Here is a 14723-nt window from a genome sequence, read left to right as displayed (position 1 = left end):
TGCGGGTGACCGCAGCTGCACCAACGGACGCCGACCTCATGGCGGCGCACGCGTCGGGGGATCCGCACGCGTTCAGCGAACTGGTCCGGCGGCATCGGGACCGCATGTGGGCGGTGGCCCTGCGCACCCTGCGCGACCCCGAGGAAGCCGCCGACGCCCTGCAGGACGCCTTCATCTCCGCCTTCCGCGCCGCCGCGAACTTCCGCGCGGAATCCCAGGTCACGACCTGGTTGCACCGGATCGTGGTCAACGCCTGCCTGGACCGGGTCCGGCGCAGGCAGGCCCGTCCGACGGTGCCGCTGCCGGAGACCGGCGTGAACGAGCCGGCCACGCCGCGGGACTCGATGGCCGACCGGGAGACCCGGCTGGTCATCAAGGAGGCGCTGGCGCAGCTGCCGGAGGACCAGCGGATGCCGATCGTGCTGGTCGACGTCGAGGGGTACTCGGTCAGCGAGACCGCGAAGATGCTCGGCATCGCGGAGGGCACGGTGAAGAGCCGGTGCGCCCGCGGCCGCGCCAAACTCGCCAAAGTTCTCGGTCATCTCCGGAACCCGGATGCATTAGCGAACGTCCCAACTCCCGAAAGCAAACGGGAGCGCGGCGGCCGGTCTGGGGCACAGCGCGAGAGGGAGGGACGATGACGGACGAGAGTCGGGGGATCGAGGCCGCCGGCCCGCCCTGGTCTGTCGACCTGCTCGCGGACCTGCACGCCGGCGTCCTGGACGACGACGAAGCCGCCCGCCTGTGGCCGCTGGTGCAGGCCGATCCCGAAGCACGCGCGATCATCGACGCCCTGGAGGCGACCACCGCCGACCTGGCGGACCTGAGCGCGGACGTCCCGCCGATGCCGGCCGAGTTCGCGGCCCGCCTGGACGCCGCGATCGCCGAGGAGTCCCGCCGCGCGTTCCCCCAGCAGCAGCCCGGCGTGGCGCCGGTGGTGAGCCTGGACGCGGCCCGCCGTCGCCGCAACAAGCGCATCGGCTGGATCAGCGGGGTGGTGGCCGTGGCCGCCGCCGCGGTGGCCGCCGTGGCGATCGCCATCCCGGGCGGCACGTCGCCTTCCTCGGGTGGGAACGTCGCCGCGCCGCCGCCGGGCCAGAGCGCCCAGCAGCCGCCGCTGAACCTGCGCAGCGACCAGACCGCGAGCGCGGTCGGCCAGATGCAGGGCACGTTCGACTACGGCCCGCTCGACGGCGCTGACGCGCTGCAGAGGTGCCTGACCGCTGCCGGCTTCGCCGACACCGCCAAGCCGATCGGAGTCCGCCAGGGCTCGATCGACGGGCAGCCGGCCGTGCTGACCCTGCTGACCACCGGTCAGCTGGCGAAGTTCCGGCTGGTCGCGTTCACCCCGACCTGCGGTTCGGACAACGCCGGGGTGCTCTTGGACAAGGTGATCGGGTAAGCGCGTTCCGCGACACGGGCGACGCGTGTCACGGCGGGAACACCTGACCCTACGATCGTGTTGAGCCTGGTACGCAGGTCACGACGAGCGGAGGTCTACGGGTGGCAGCGGAAAACGTTCGGAACCTCATCATCGTGGGGTCGGGTCCGGCCGGGTACACGGCCGCGGTGTACGCCGCGCGTGCCCAGCTCGAACCGCTGGTGTTCGAGGGTTCCCAGTTCGGCGGCGCGCTGATGACCACCACCGAGGTCGAGAACTACCCCGGCTTCCGGGACGGCATCCAGGGTCCCGACCTGATGGAGGAGATGCGCAAGCAGGCCGAGCGCTTCGGCGCCGAGCTGCGCGCCGAGGACGTGGAGAAGCTCGAGCTGGAGGGCGACGTCAAGTACGTCACCGCCCACGGCACGCGCTACGCGGCCAAGGCCGTCATCCTCGCCATGGGTTCAGCCGCTCGCTACCTCAACGTGCCCGGTGAGCAGGAGCTGCTCGGCCGCGGTGTCTCGGCGTGCGCGACCTGTGACGGCTTCTTCTTCCGCGACCAGGACATCGCCGTGCTCGGCGGTGGCGACTCCGCCATGGAGGAGGCCACCTTCCTGACGAAGTTCGCCCGGTCGGTGACGATCGTGCACCGGCGCGAGGAGTTCCGCGCCTCCAAGATCATGCTCGAGCGCGCCCGCGCGAACGAGAAGATCAAGTGGGCGCTGAACAAGCAGGTCGTCGAGGTGCAGGGGGACACCACCGTGTCCGGCCTGAGGCTCAAGGACACCGTCACCGGCGAGGAGTCGGTGCTCGACGTCACCGGCTTCTTCGTCGCGATCGGCCACGACCCGCGCAGCGATCTGGTCAAGGGCCAGGTCGAGCTGGACAGCGAAGGTTACGTCCTGACCAAGGGCCGCACCTCCTACACCAACCTGCCCGGCGTGTTCGCCGCTGGTGACCTGGTCGACCACACCTACCGGCAGGCCATCACCGCCGCGGGCTCGGGCTGCTCCGCGGCCATCGACGCCGAGCGCTGGCTGGCCGAGCACGCCGGCAACCCCGAAGCCGAGATCGCGCCCGAACTGGTGGGCGGCGGCTACGGCTCCACGAACTGAACTCCAAGCTCGTACCAAGTAGGGAGATGAAATGTCCGACACCGTCAAGGTGACCGATAAGTCCTTCGCCGACGACGTTCTGACCAGCGACAAGCCGGTCCTGGTCGACTTCTGGGCGACCTGGTGCGGGCCGTGCAAGATGGTCGCCCCGGTGCTCGAGGAGATCGCCGCCGAGCACAAGGACAAGCTGACCGTCGCGAAGCTGGACATCGACGAGAACCCGGGCACCGCCCGCGACTACCAGGTCATGTCGATCCCGACGCTGATCCTGTTCCAGGGCGGCAAGCCGGTGAAGCAGATCGTCGGCGCCAAGCCGAAGGCCGCGCTGCTGTCGGATCTGTCCGACGTTCTCGCCTGACGAAGGCAACCAGGACCCGGGGGTAAACGTCTTCTACGGACGGCCCCCGGGTTTTCCATGCCACCCGCCCGGATGACGCACCGACCGGCCCTGCGCGGTCACGGAGAGTCCTCAGGGCAGAATGGGTACCCGAGGTTAGCCCGAGACTGTTTGTGCCGCATCGGTTTTTGATCGATGCCCAAGGAAAGAGCGAGGAGTGCATGCGGGTGCTCCGCCGCGGCGACGTCGGGGACGACGTCGCTGAGATCAGGTCGATGCTGGCCTCGATCGGTCTGCTCCGGCCGGATGCCGGCAACCTGTTCGACCACGAGGTCGAACGGGCCGTCCGCGGGTTCCAGCAGCGCCGAGGGCTGCTCATCGACGGCGTCGTCGGCCCGGCCACCTACCACGTGCTGCGCGGCGCGACCTTCCACCTTGGCAGCAGGCCGCTGGCCTACCTGATCTCCTCGCCGGTGCACGGCGACGACGTGTTCGCGCTGCAGGACCGGCTGACCGAGCTGGGCTACGACGCGGGCCGTCCGGACGGCATGTTCGGCCCGAAGACCGAGCACGCCCTGCGCAACTTCCAGCGCGACTACGGTCTGGTCATCGACGGCATCTGCGGCCCGGCGACCGTCCGCGCGCTGCGCCAGCTCTCCCCGCGCGCCCGCGGTGGCCGCCCGGTGCTGCTGCGTGAGCAGGAGCAGGTCCGCCAGTCCGGGCCGCGGCTGCGTGGCAAGCGGATCGTCATCGACCCCGGTCACGGCGGCGCCGACCCGGGGGTGGAGATCGGCGGCCTGCGTGAGGCCGACATCGTGTGGGACCTGGCGCGCCGTCTGGAAGGCCGGATGAAGGCCACCGGCATGGAGGCGCTGATCTCGCGTGGCCCGGACACCGGGCCCGCGGAGGCCGAGCGCGCGGCGTTCGCCAACAACGCGGGCGCCGACCTGTTCCTGTCGCTGCACTGCGACCGCAACTCCTCGCCGCACGCCCAGGGCGTCGCCTCGTTCCACTGGGGCAACGGCCTCGGCACCACGTCGACGGTGGGTGAGCTGCTGGCCGGCTACCTGCAGCGCGAGGTGGCCGCCCGCACCGGTCTGCTGGACTGCCGGACGCACGCCAAGACCTGGGACATCCTGCGGCTGACCCGGTGCCCGGCGGTGCGGATGGAGATCGGCTACCTGAGCAACCCGGGCGACCGCGCGAAGCTGTCCGACCCGGCGTTCCGCGACATCGTCGCCGAGGGCATCCTGATCGCCGTCAAGCGCCTGTACCTGCTCGGTGAGGGCGACCAGCCGACCGGCACGTTCACGTTCGCCGACGTGCTCGCCCACGAGCTGGCGAAGGCCGAATAACACCACTCGTTCACAGCAGTTGTCCACAGAAACCTGTGGACAACTGCTGCCTTGTGGACCGTTTCTGTGGATAACTCCGTCTAGGCGCGGGCCGTGCTGGCCTCGGCCGTGGTGATGCTCACCTGGCCCAGGAGCCGCTCCAGCGCCGCTTCGACGTCTTCCTTCCAGGACAGCGCCGACCGGATCTCCAGGCGCAGCCTGGGCCACTTGGGGTGCGGTCGCACGGTCTTGAACCCCACCGCGGTGAGGAAGTCGGCCGGGACCACGCAGGTGTGCCCCAGCAGCTCGTTGTCGGCGTCGTCCGGGCTCGCGTCGCCGAACGCCTCGATCGCACGCACACCGCGGCGCGTCATGTCCTTGGCGACCGCCTGGACGAGGGTGCGGCCCAGCCCGCCGCCGCGGAACTCCGGCAGCACCTGGAAGCTCGTCAGCAGCACCGCGTCCGCGCTGGGCGGGGAAGTGGGGAAGGCGACCGAGCGCGGCACCAGGTTCGGCGGGGCGTAGAGGACGAACCCGACGGGCAGCGAGTCGCTGTAGATGATGCGGCCGCAGGAGCCCCACTCCAGCAGCACCGAGGAGACCCAGGCCTCCTTCTCGACCTCGGTCTGGCCGAACTCCTCCGCCTGCGCGCGCAGGTGCGGCGCGAGCTCCCAGTACACGCACCGGCGGCAGTTCTTGGGCAGGTGTTCCAGGTTGTCGAGGGTGACGCCCACGACTCGACGCGACACCTGATCCCCTCCCCGGATTTCGCGGCGGCCGGCCCGACGTGGAGCAGGGCGTGGCGCACCGCCACAGCCTGCTCGGCCGCATTCGAGGATAGGCGTGTGTGACCCACGCCGGAAGGCCGGGAATATCACAAGGACGAGTGGTTACACTCGGGAAACTGACCATTCGACAGAGCGAAGTGCGATGACTGCGAATCCACCCGAGCACACTGGCCGCCGAGACCTCGATCCCCACCTCGCCCGTTACGCCGCCCGCACGGCAGGCATGACGGCGTCGGAGATCCGAGCTCTCTTCGCGGTGGCCAGCCGCCCGGAGGTGGTTTCGCTCGCCGGCGGCATGCCGAACCTCGCCGCGCTCCCGCTGGACAGCCTGTCCGCGCAGGTGGGGGAGATCATCGCGGAGGACGGCCTGGTCGCGCTGCAGTACGGCTCCGCGCAGGGCGTGCCGGTGCTGCGCGAGCAGATCTGCGAGGTCATGGCGATGGAGGGCATCAACGCGCACTCCGACGACGTCGTCGTGACCGTCGGCTCCCAGATGGGCCTGGACATGGTCACCCGGCTGTTCTGCGACCCGGGCGACGTCGTGCTGGCCGAGGGGCCCTCCTACGTGGGCGCGCTGGGCTCGTTCGCCGCGTACCAGGCCAAGGTTGTGCACGTCGTGATGGACGACCAGGGGCTGGTGCCGGAGGCGCTGCGGGAGGCTCTCGCGGCCGCCGAGCGCGCCGGTCAGCGCGTCAAGTTCCTCTACACGATCCCGAACTTCCACAACCCGGCAGGCGTGACGCTCGCGGTCGAACGGCGCGCCGAGATCCTCGCCATCTGCCGGGCGCACGGCGTGCTGGTCGTCGAGGACAACCCGTACGGGCTGCTCGGCTTCGACGGCCAGACCTACCCGGCGCTGCGGTCGCTCGACCCGGACAACGTGGTGTACCTGGGCTCGTTCTCCAAGACGTTCGCCTCCGGCCTGCGGGTCGGCTGGGTGCTGGCGCCGCACGCGGTGCGGGAGAAGCTGGTGCTGGCCGCCGAGTCGGCCACGCTGTGCCCGCCGAGCCTCAACCAGATGATCGTGTCGCGGTACCTGGCCACGCATGACTGGAAGGGCCAGATCAAGACCTTCCGCGAGAACTACCGGGAGCGGCGGGACGCGATGCTCTCCGCCCTGGAGCAGCACCTGCCGTCCGGCTGCAGCTGGACGAACCCGGACGGCGGTTTCTACGTGTGGGTGACGGTGCCGGAGGGTGTCGACACCAAGGCGATGCTGCCGCGCGCCGTCACCGCCCGGGTCGCGTACGCGTCCGGCACCGGTTTCTACGCCGACGGTTTCGGCAGCAGGCAGATGCGGCTGTCGTACTGCTACCCGACGCCCGAGCGGATCAAGGAGGGTGTGCGGCGCCTGGCCGCGGTGCTCGAGTCCGAAATGGACCTGGTGCGCACGTTCGGTAACGTCAGCATGCGCGCGATCCCCGGCCCGGAGACGCCGTCGCCGGACACGGCGTGATCGCCGCTGCTGAGTCCTATTTAGACTGTTGATTGAGGAGAGTGCCGGCGTGGTTATGCCGACCGTCGCCGTTCTCGCGGGCGGGCTTTCGCATGAGCGCGATGTCTCGCTGCGGTCCGGCCGCAGGCTGTCCGCCGCGCTGCGGGAGCAGGGGCTGACCGTCGAGGAGTGGGACACCGACGCAGGCCTGCTCGACCGGTTGCGGTCCGAGCGGCCCGACGCGGCCGTCGTGGCGCTGCACGGTGGTCAGGGCGAGAACGGGTCGGTGCAGACCGTCCTGGAGATGCTGAAGGTGCCGTACGTGGGCACCAGCTCGCGCGGGTGCCGACGGGCGTGGGACAAGCCGACCGCGAAGGCCGTGCTGTCCGCCTCCGGGTACGCGACGCCGGACTGGGTCGTGCTGCCGCACAGCACATTCCGGGAGCTGGGCGCGCAGGGCGTGCTGGATGCGATCGTCGACCACCTCGGCCTGCCGCTGATCCTGAAGCCCGACCAGGGCGGGTCCGCGCTGGGCGCCCAGGTCGTGCGGGACGCCGCGGAGCTGCCCGCCGCCATGGTCGGCTGCTTCGCGTACGGCGACACCGTGCTGGCGGAGCGGCTGGTCGAGGGCGTCGAGGTCGCGGTGGCGGTCGTCGAGCGGGACGGGGAGCCGGAGGCGCTGCCCGCCGTGGAGATCGTGCCGGAGAGCGGCGTCTACGACTACACCTCGCGCTACACCGCCGGACTGACCGACTTCTTCGCGCCGGCCCGGCTGCCGGAGGAGTCCGCGAAGGCGGTCGGCGAGCTGGCTGTCGCCGCGCACAAGCTCCTCGGTCTGCGGGACATCTCCCGGACCGACGCGATCGTGACCGTCGACGGCGCCGTCCAGTTCCTCGAAGTGAACTCGTCGCCGGGCCTCACCGAGACGTCGACCGTGCCGATGGCGATCGAGACCGCGGGCACGTCGCTCGGTGCCGTGTTCGCCGATCTCGTCGCGCGGGCGATCCGCCGGTCCGCCTGACACGTCCCCGGAACCACTGAGGGCCACCTTCCCGAGCGGGAGGTGGCCCTCAGTGTTGTCAGATCAAATCATCACCGTGACGAAACGGCCTGGTGTCATTCCTCATCGGTTTTGAGTGCGTGATTTGCCCGATTCGGGTCCATGATCGAGACGATTCGCTCCAGATCGTCGATCGAGCCGAACTCGACGACGATGCGTCCCTTCCGGCGGCCGAGGTCGACCTTGACGCGGGTGTCGAAGGTGTCCGACAGCCGGTTCGCCAGATCCTGGAGACCGGGCGCCTGCATCGCCTTGCGGGGAGCGGCCTTCGGCTTGGCCGGCGCCTCGCTCTTCTTGAGCGTCACCGCCTCCTCGGTCGCGCGAACCGAGAGTCCCTCGGCGACGATACGCGTCGCGAGCTCCTCCTGCTGCTCCGGATCTTCGAGTGAGAGCAGCGCCCGGGCGTGCCCGGCGGAGAGGACCCCGGCCGCGACGCGGCGCTGCACGGGGAGGGGGAGTTTGAGCAGCCGGATGGTGTTGGTGATAACCGGACGGCTGCGGCCGATTCGGGAGGCGAGCTCCTCGTGTGTCACCTCGAACTCGTCGAGCAGCTGCTGGTAGGCGGCTGCCTCTTCGAGCGGGTTCAGCTGGACGCGGTGGATGTTCTCCAGGAGGGCGTCCCGGAGCATCGCTTCGTCGGCGGTCTGCCGGACGATGGCCGGAATGTTCTCCAGCTCGGCCCGCTGCGACGCGCGCAGACGGCGCTCGCCCATGACGAGCTCGTACTCGCCGTCGCCGAGTTCGCGGACGACGATCGGCTGCATGAGGCCGAACTCGCGGATCGAGTGTTCCAGCTCGGCGAGGGCGTCCTCGTCGAAGACCTGCCGCGGCTGCTTCGGGTTGGGCTTGACCGAGCTCGTCGGGATCTCGCGGTAGACGGCGCCGGCCACCTCACCGCTGGGCACGACCTCGCTGTTGGCTGCGAACCAGTCCTTGTCGCCGTTGCGGGACGGCGCCTCCTGGCGAGCCGGCGCGCTGGGGGTGTTCTCGCCTGCGGGCGGTCCGGTCGGGATCAGCGCGGCCAGGCCGCGCCCCAGGCCACCCCTGCGTTCGGTCATAACGTGCCCCTCCTCGATCCGTTGCTGCTGCCACGCTCCGCGAGTTCGCGAGCCGCATCGACATAGCTCATCGCGCCCCGCGAACCCGGGTCGTACGCCAGCACGGTCTGGCCGTAGCTGGGCGCCTCGGACACCTTCACGTTGCGGGGGATGACGGTCTTGAGGACGACGTCGCCGAAGTGGTCGCGCACCTCGGCGGTCACCTGGTCGGCCAGCTTGGTGCGGCCGTCGTACATGGTGAGGAGGATCGTCGAGACGGAGAGGCCGGGGTTGAGGTGCTTCTGCACCAGCTCGATGTTGCTGAGGAGCTGCCCGAGGCCTTCGAGTGCGTAGTACTCGCACTGGATCGGGATGAGCACCTCGCGTGCGGCGACCATGGCGTTGACGGTGAGGAGGCCGAGCGAGGGCGGGCAGTCGATGAAGACGTAGTCGACGCCGAGCTGGTCGACCACCTCGCCCGTGAGCGCCTCCTTCAGCCGCGATTCGCGGGAGGGCATCTCGACGAGCTCGATCTCCGCGCCGGCGAGGTCGATCGTCGCGGGGACACAGAACAGGTTGGGGGACTGCTCGCTGACGGCCATCGCCTCGCCCAGGGGGAGGTCGCCGAGGAGGACGTCGTAGATGGAGGGGGTGCCGGAGCGGTGGTCCACGTTGAGCGCGGTGCTGGCGTTGCCCTGCGGGTCGAGGTCGATGACGAGGGTCTTGAGGCCGTGCACCGCGAGGGCCGCGGCGAGGTTGACGGCGCTGGTCGTCTTGCCGACGCCGCCCTTCTGGTTGGCGACGGTCAGCACACGGCGCTGATCGGGCCGGGGGAGGGAGTTGGGTTCCGGGTGCAGCACGCGGGCGGCGCGCTCGGCTTCTTCGGCAATGGGGGTCCAGTCTGACGCAGGCGGGGTCACCGGCCGAGCCACCTTTCCGCAATCGACACTGTTGGTTTCACGTGGAACATGGGTCGCATCATGCTGATCTGGCCTCCACAAGCCATCCGGTACGCCATCCTGTCATCCCGCACGGCGCGGGCGACGGGCACTTCGTACGCGCTCCACCCGCACCACGGTCGTCGGCGTTTCGAGCACGCCGACCCCGCACTCAGAGACCGTTGGAGCACCCCCACCGACGCGGGCGACCGCCTTCGCGTCACGGGCAACTTCGTCCCGGGCACTAGCTCCCTTGACTGCGAGCATCATGCCACCCTCCCGGACGAGGGGGAGGCACCAGCCCGCCAAACGCGCGAGGGGAGCGACGGCCCGCGACGTGACGACATCCGCGGTCCCGACTCGCTCCCGGAGCGCCTTCTCTTCAGCCCGGCCGCGCACGACGGTGACGTCCAGTTTGATGGTCTCGGCGACTTCGTTCAACCAGTCCGCCCGACGAGCCATGGGCTCCACGAGAACGACATCGAGATCCGGCCGCGCGATGGCGAGCGGCACTCCGGGAAAGCCGGCGCCGGACCCGACATCGATCACCCGGGCGCCATCCGCGATCCGCTCACCGACGACGGCGGAGTTGAGGAGGTGCCGATCCCAGAGCCGCTCCACCTCACGCGGCCCGATCAACCCCCGCTCGACGCCGAACCGCTCGAGTATCTCAGCGAAGGCGACGGCCTGATCGAGCCCATCGCCGAACACTCGCCCAGCCACCTCGGGCACCGGCACCACTAGCACTCCTCGGGTTTCACGTGAAACGACCAACGCCCCGATTCTCCACGACGCGAACATCATCGCGGGGAGGCGGACCGCAACTGTGGACGGTTTCACGTGAAACGGGTCGGGGAGCGGCAGTCGCCGGTTCCACGTGAAACCGAAAGCCACGTGCCCCTTGCTGCGCGACGGCCGACTGCAGCCAATCACTTCTCGCGGTTGCCTTGCCCTCCATGACCGGACGCCGCAGCGGCGCCACCACCGGGCACCCGCGGTAGCGGAGGCCCATCTCGGCTGCCCCGGCCTGCGCCCGATCAGCCGACGCGTCAGCCGGACGATCCCGACCACTCTTCCGCTCGAACGGGCTCATCGGCTGCAGCCGAACCTTCTCACCCGTCGCCTTGCCGTCCACGACGACGCCAGCCGCAAACTCCACCACTACGAGGCAGCCGCGGTAGCGGAGGCCGATCCCGGCCACTCTTCGCGTCCCCGCCGAACGGCCGAGCCGCCGCTCAAACCGTGGGCATAAAAGAAGGCGGCCCACCGGGGTGGGCCGCCTTCCGAAAATCAGAACGCTTACGCGTCCGGCATCACAACCACGCGCCGCTTGGGCTCTTCGCCCTCGCTCTCGCTCTTGACGCCACCCACGGCCGCCACCGCGTCGTGCACGACCTTCCGCTGGAACGGGCTCATCGGCTGCAGCCGAACCTTCTCACCCGTCGCCTTGGCGTCCGCGACGACGCCCGGCCGCAACTCCACCACCGCGAGGCGACCGCGGTAGCGGAGGCCTATCCCGGCTACCCGGTCTGCGCCCGATCAGCCGACGCGTCAGCCGGACGATCCCGAGCACTCATCGCGCCCCTGCCGAACGGCCGAGCCGCCGCTCAAACCGTGGGCATAAAAGAAGGCGGCCCACCGGGGTGGGCCGCCTTCCGAAAATCAGAACGCTTACGCGTCCGGCATCACAACCACGCGCCGCTTGGGCTCTTCGCCCTCGCTCTCACTCTTGACGCCACCCACGGCCGCCACCGCGTCGTGCACGACCTTCCGCTCGAACGGGCTCATCGGCTGCAGCCGAACCTTCTCACCCGTCGCCTTGACCGTCTCGGCCGTCGTGCGGCCCAGCTCCGTCAGCTCGGCGCGGCGGCCGGCCCGCCAGCCGGCGATGTCGAGCATCAGCCGGCTCCGGGTGCCGGTCTCCTGCTGCACCGCGAGCCGCGTCAGTTCCTGCAGCGCCTCGAGCACCTGGCCGCGTCCACCGACCAGCTTCTCCAGGTCGTCACCGCCGTCGATGCTCACGATCGCGCGGCCACTCTCCACGTCGAGGTCGATGTCCCCGTCGTAGTCGAGCAGGTCCAGCAACCGCTCCAGGTAGTCGCCCGCGATGTCGCCCTCGCGGACCAGCAGGTCCTCCGTCGACGAACCCGTCGCCTCCGCAGCGGGCGCCTCGTCGTCAGCGTCGATCGCTTCGACCGTCTCCGCCATCGTCATCTCCTTTCACCGGGCTCCAGCGCTCAGCGGCGCTTCTGCCCCGAGCCCTTCTGTCCTGAGTTCTTGCCGCCCTGCGAAGGCTTCTTGCGCTTCTGCGCCGAGCCGTTCTGCGGGCGCTGCCCCTGCTGCGGGAAGCGGTGCGGGGAGCCGGCCTTCGACCCCGGCTTCTGCCCGCTCGCCTTGCCGTCGGCAGCCGGCTTGTCGGCCGCACCGTCACCGTCGTCCGTCTTCTTCGGCTGCACCGGCTTCTGGCCCGGCTTCGGCTTCGCACCCGGGCGCGGAGCCAGCGAGTTGCGCTTCTCGGCCGCCTCGGCCTTCTTCTGCGCCTCTTCCTTGTCGATGCGCGTGTAGACCAGGCGCTGCTGCATCAGGGTCCAGCCGTTGTTCGCCAGCCAGTAGACGAGCAGACCGATCGGGAAGAACGCACCGAACACGAGCACACCGAGCGGGAAGATGTACATCGTCAGCCGCTGCATCATCTGCGTCTGCGGCGTGATCGCCTCGGGGTTCAGGTTCTGCCGCTGCGCCGAGTGCCGCGCCGTGAGGTGGGTCAGGATCGCCGCGAGGATCATCAGCGGGATCGCGACCGGCGCCACGTTCCAGTGCCAGCCACCGCCCATCCCGCCGAGCATCGTGGTGTGGTGGATCGCGTCGCCGATGTTGACGCCGAACAGCTTCGCGTTGTTGTAGGACTCGACACCCGCCTGATCGAAGAAGTAGTTCTCCGTCTTCGGCTGGCCGGGGTTCGGGTTGTAGCTGAACGCGCGCAGCACCCAGTTCAGACCGATGAACACCGGGATCTGCAGCAGCATCGGCAGACAGCTGCCCAGCGGGTTGACACCGTGCTCCTTTTGGAGCTTCTGCATCTCCGCGGCCTGGCGCTGCCGGTCGTTCGCGTACTTCTTCTGAATCTTCTTCAGTTCCGGCGCGAACTCCTGCATCTTCTTCATCGACCGGACCTGGTTCACGAACGGCTTGAACATGATGCCGCGAACCGTGAAGGTCAGGAAGATGATCGCCAGGAGCCAGGTGATCGCGTTGTCGGCCCCGAAGACGAACCCGAAGACCTTGTGCCAACACCACAGGATGAAGGACACGGGGTAGTAGATGAAGTCGAGCACTGAGCTACTCCTCGGTTGACAAACCAGGTCTCTGGTGGCGCCACGAGAACACCTCAGGCACCGGGTCGCGGCCGGGCATCGTCCACGGGCCGCAGCGCAGCAGCCTGCGGAGGGCGAGGTAGCTGCCCTTCGCGGCGCCGAAACGGGTCAGGGCCTCGACCGCGTACGTGCTGCAGCTGGGGTAGAAGCGGCAGCTCGGCGGGAGGTAGGGCGAGATGAAACGGCGGTAGAACCGCAGCGGGAGCAACAGTACCTGGGCGATCGGCCCAGGGCGCTCGACCTTCTGCGGTGCATCGGTGCTGGCGTCATTCACCGGCGTGGCCCCTCGTGTCCGCGGCCGTGTCCGGCCGGGGTGTCGCCGGGCCGTCGGACGGGCGGCCCGGGAGCAGGCTCAGCCGTTTCAGCGCCGCGTCCAGATCGGCACCGAGTTCGGCACTGGACGCGGTGGCTGCCGGCGGCAGGGCCCTCACGACCAACGAACTGCCGGGCGGCACGGTTCCAAGGCGCTGCATGACGAGATGCCGCAGGCGCCGGGTCACGCGGTGGCGGACCACCGAGTTGCCCACGGCCTTGCTCACCACAAAACCCGCCCGCGGCGTTCCCGCGGACGGGTCGGTGGACTGAACCGCGTGCACCACGAGGCGGCGCCGACCTGCCCGAGCACCCCTGCGCATGACCTCGCGGAAGTCCTCACTGCGCCGCAACCGGGCGGCACGGGGCAGCACGTCGCGCCTCGGAACGGCGCTATCAGGCGGACAGCTTCTCGCGGCCCTTGCGACGGCGGGCCGACAGGATCGCGCGACCGGCGCGGGTGCGCATCCGCAGCCGGAAGCCGTGGGTCCGGGCGCGTCGACGGTTGTTCGGCTGGAAGGTGCGCTTACCCTTGCTCACTGCTTACTCCTGGTCTCGACATACTCGGCGGCAAGCTGGAGCCACCGATCAGCTCGGGGGTGTCTCGAATCGCGCGCATGCGAACAAACCCGTCGCGCGCGGGAGACCTATCGAGAGTACGCACCCCGCTCACCGGCCCGGCAACCGGCCCCCACAACCACAGTGGGGGACCGAGTGGCGACGCCGCGTGAGGCATGCCATCCTGACCTCCACAGTGCCTTGTGGCACGGCACGGGCCTTTGTTAGCGTGTCTCCTCTTGGGTCACCCGTTCGAGGTGCTCGGCGCCGCCGTAAGAAGGTGTGGAGGCTCTGGCTGGCGTAGGTTCGCACCCGCAGGTGGAGTGACTGCGGGCCGCCGTACATTAGTGCACAGTTGTGGACAACTCTGTGGATACTTGCTGCGCGCGGTGACCAGGGGGCTGCGAGGTGCCGCTCGTGTGAGTGAGCCAGGCGCCCGGCTCGGGTGTTCTTCGAGGTCGGTGGGGTCGTCCGGGGTGACGAGGGGAGGGGACGAAGTCGGTGTCCGAGCACCAGTTGAATCTGGGCGTGGTCTGGGACCAGGTGGTCCGGGAGCTGTCGGACGGCACGCTTTCGCCTCAGCAGCGGGCCTGGATGCGAGTCACCCGCCCGATCGGCCTGCTCGACGGCACGGCTCTGCTCGCCGCTCCGAGCGACTTCGCGAAGGAAGCGATCGAGCGCGCCCTGCGGGACCCGATCACGCACGCGCTCTCGCGCCGGCTCGGCCGTCCCGTCTCGCTGGCCGTGAAGGTCGACACCGCCGAGGTGACCCCGCCCCCGCCACCACCGCCCGCCCCATACCCGTCACCCACCAGGGTGGAAACGGCGCCCGTCGCCGCGGCCGAGGCTCCGGTGATGCCCCCGAAGATGCCGCCGCTCGACGACGGCATGCTCCCGCCGCTGCGGCGGGGCCGCGCGCACCCGCCGGAACCGGTGAAGGCCGTCCTGCCCGAGGACGACGGTGACGAGGAAGTCGACGAAGAGGGCGAGGCGCTGGCCGCCGCGCACGAGATCTGGCCGATGTTTTCCCGCCAGCCCAGCGCGGGCCAGCCCC

At 69.7% G+C, this 14723-nt stretch carries 16 protein-coding genes and 2 pseudogenes; 8 read left to right on the top strand and 10 right to left on the bottom strand.

Annotated elements, in window-relative coordinates:
• Nucleotides 1-5 precede the first annotated feature (5 nt).
• The 5 genes from sigM (at nt 6) to ACCP09_RS36765 (ending at nt 4188) form a co-directional block, all read left to right on the top strand.
• The gene (gene sigM / locus ACCP09_RS36785) at nt 6-641 is read left to right on the top strand and encodes an RNA polymerase sigma factor SigM (protein ID WP_433753532.1); all 636 of its coding nucleotides are present in this window, start codon (nt 6-8) and stop codon (nt 639-641) included.
• Nucleotides 638-1402 carry an anti-sigma factor family protein gene (locus ACCP09_RS36780; RefSeq protein WP_433753530.1) on the top strand — a complete coding sequence of 255 codons (765 nt, stop codon included), beginning with the start codon at nt 638-640 and terminating at the stop codon, nt 1400-1402. Before sigM ends, ACCP09_RS36780 begins: the two co-directional genes overlap by 4 nt.
• Before the next feature lie 101 nt (nt 1403-1503).
• Nucleotides 1504-2496: a thioredoxin-disulfide reductase gene (trxB, locus tag ACCP09_RS36775; RefSeq protein WP_027933193.1), complete on the top strand. Its 993-nt coding sequence runs from the start codon at nt 1504-1506 to the stop codon at nt 2494-2496.
• Between the two features lie 31 nt (nt 2497-2527).
• The gene (gene trxA / locus ACCP09_RS36770) at nt 2528-2854 is read left to right on the top strand and encodes a thioredoxin (RefSeq protein WP_017985934.1); all 327 of its coding nucleotides are present in this window, start codon (nt 2528-2530) and stop codon (nt 2852-2854) included.
• A 200-nt stretch (nt 2855-3054) separates the two neighbouring features.
• Nucleotides 3055-4188: an N-acetylmuramoyl-L-alanine amidase gene (locus ACCP09_RS36765; RefSeq protein ID WP_020416221.1), complete on the top strand. Its 1134-nt coding sequence runs from the start codon at nt 3055-3057 to the stop codon at nt 4186-4188.
• Nucleotides 4189-4268: 80 nt separating this feature from the next.
• Here ACCP09_RS36765 and ACCP09_RS36760 read toward each other — a convergent pair whose 3' ends face one another.
• The gene (locus tag ACCP09_RS36760) at nt 4269-4916 is read right to left on the bottom strand and encodes a GNAT family N-acetyltransferase (protein ID WP_378332939.1); all 648 of its coding nucleotides are present in this window, start codon (nt 4914-4916) and stop codon (nt 4269-4271) included.
• A 181-nt stretch (nt 4917-5097) separates the two neighbouring features.
• Here ACCP09_RS36760 and ACCP09_RS36755 point away from each other — a divergent pair, with 181 nt between their 5' ends.
• Both ACCP09_RS36755 and ACCP09_RS36750 read left to right on the top strand, forming a co-directional pair.
• The gene (locus ACCP09_RS36755) at nt 5098-6411 is read left to right on the top strand and encodes a PLP-dependent aminotransferase family protein (RefSeq protein ID WP_027933191.1); all 1314 of its coding nucleotides are present in this window, start codon (nt 5098-5100) and stop codon (nt 6409-6411) included.
• A gap of 49 nt (nt 6412-6460) precedes the next feature.
• The gene (locus ACCP09_RS36750) at nt 6461-7411 is read left to right on the top strand and encodes a D-alanine--D-alanine ligase family protein (protein ID WP_433753526.1); all 951 of its coding nucleotides are present in this window, start codon (nt 6461-6463) and stop codon (nt 7409-7411) included.
• Between the two features lie 95 nt (nt 7412-7506).
• Here the strand turns inward: ACCP09_RS36750 and ACCP09_RS36745 are convergent, their stop codons facing one another.
• The 9 genes and pseudogenes from ACCP09_RS36745 to rpmH all read right to left on the bottom strand — a co-directional run bounded on the left by ACCP09_RS36745 (nt 7507) and on the right by rpmH (nt 13651).
• Nucleotides 7507-8508 carry a ParB/RepB/Spo0J family partition protein gene (locus ACCP09_RS36745; RefSeq protein WP_433753524.1) on the bottom strand — a complete coding sequence of 334 codons (1002 nt, stop codon included), beginning with the start codon at nt 8506-8508 and terminating at the stop codon, nt 7507-7509.
• A complete protein-coding gene (locus tag ACCP09_RS36740) occupies nt 8505-9407 on the bottom strand; it encodes a ParA family protein (RefSeq protein ID WP_084022702.1) in 903 nt (300 codons plus the stop codon). The genes ACCP09_RS36745 and ACCP09_RS36740 overlap by 4 nt, the downstream gene beginning before the upstream one ends.
• Before the next feature lie 102 nt (nt 9408-9509).
• A complete protein-coding gene (gene rsmG / locus ACCP09_RS36735) occupies nt 9510-10166 on the bottom strand; it encodes a 16S rRNA (guanine(527)-N(7))-methyltransferase RsmG (RefSeq protein WP_433753521.1) in 657 nt (218 codons plus the stop codon).
• Between the two features lie 558 nt (nt 10167-10724).
• Nucleotides 10725-10871: pseudogene (locus ACCP09_RS36730) on the bottom strand (R3H domain-containing nucleic acid-binding protein); the annotation flags it as partial.
• 225 nt (nt 10872-11096) lie between these two features.
• Complete coding sequence (locus ACCP09_RS36725; RefSeq protein WP_017985942.1) at nt 11097-11633, bottom strand: protein jag; 537 nt, start codon at nt 11631-11633, stop codon at nt 11097-11099.
• Nucleotides 11634-11662: 29 nt separating this feature from the next.
• Nucleotides 11663-12760: a membrane protein insertase YidC gene (gene yidC / locus ACCP09_RS36720; RefSeq protein WP_027933185.1), complete on the bottom strand. Its 1098-nt coding sequence runs from the start codon at nt 12758-12760 to the stop codon at nt 11663-11665.
• Between the two features lie 4 nt (nt 12761-12764).
• Nucleotides 12765-13073, bottom strand: a complete 309-nt coding sequence (gene yidD / locus ACCP09_RS36715; protein WP_017985944.1) for a membrane protein insertion efficiency factor YidD — start codon at nt 13071-13073, stop codon at nt 12765-12767.
• Entirely contained in the window at nt 13066-13485 is a 420-nt protein-coding gene (rnpA, locus tag ACCP09_RS36710) for a ribonuclease P protein component (RefSeq protein WP_123684366.1), read from the bottom strand. Before rnpA ends, yidD begins: the two co-directional genes overlap by 8 nt.
• A 22-nt stretch (nt 13486-13507) precedes the next feature.
• Complete coding sequence (rpmH, locus tag ACCP09_RS36705) at nt 13508-13651, bottom strand: 50S ribosomal protein L34 (protein WP_017985946.1); 144 nt, start codon at nt 13649-13651, stop codon at nt 13508-13510.
• Between the two features lie 519 nt (nt 13652-14170).
• On the opposite strand from rpmH, the pseudogene ACCP09_RS36700 reads away from it, so the two are divergent.
• Nucleotides 14171-14723: pseudogene (locus ACCP09_RS36700) on the top strand (chromosomal replication initiator protein DnaA); the annotation flags it as partial.

The organism is Amycolatopsis sp. 3B14, from assembly GCF_050958625.1.
GTDB lineage: Bacteria > Actinomycetota > Actinomycetes > Mycobacteriales > Pseudonocardiaceae > Amycolatopsis_E > Amycolatopsis_E thermoflava.
The sequence above is the reverse complement of the archived record's forward strand: the minus strand, read 5'-3'. Positions and strand labels throughout refer to the sequence as shown.

Excerpts from the sequence above, each read along its gene's own strand:
- trxA (WP_017985934.1), top strand. The coding sequence starts at position 2,528 with ATGTCCGACACCGTCAAGGTGACCGATAAGTCCTTCGCCGACGACGTT.
- ACCP09_RS36765 (WP_020416221.1), top strand. The coding sequence starts at position 3,055 with ATGCGGGTGCTCCGCCGCGGCGACGTCGGGGACGACGTCGCTGAGATC.
- ACCP09_RS36745 (WP_433753524.1), bottom strand. The coding sequence starts at position 8,508 with ATGACCGAACGCAGGGGTGGCCTGGGGCGCGGCCTGGCCGCGCTGATC.
- ACCP09_RS36755 (WP_027933191.1), top strand. The coding sequence starts at position 5,098 with ATGACTGCGAATCCACCCGAGCACACTGGCCGCCGAGACCTCGATCCC.
- ACCP09_RS36725 (WP_017985942.1), bottom strand. The coding sequence starts at position 11,633 with ATGGCGGAGACGGTCGAAGCGATCGACGCTGACGACGAGGCGCCCGCT.
- ACCP09_RS36780 (WP_433753530.1), top strand. The coding sequence starts at position 638 with ATGACGGACGAGAGTCGGGGGATCGAGGCCGCCGGCCCGCCCTGGTCT.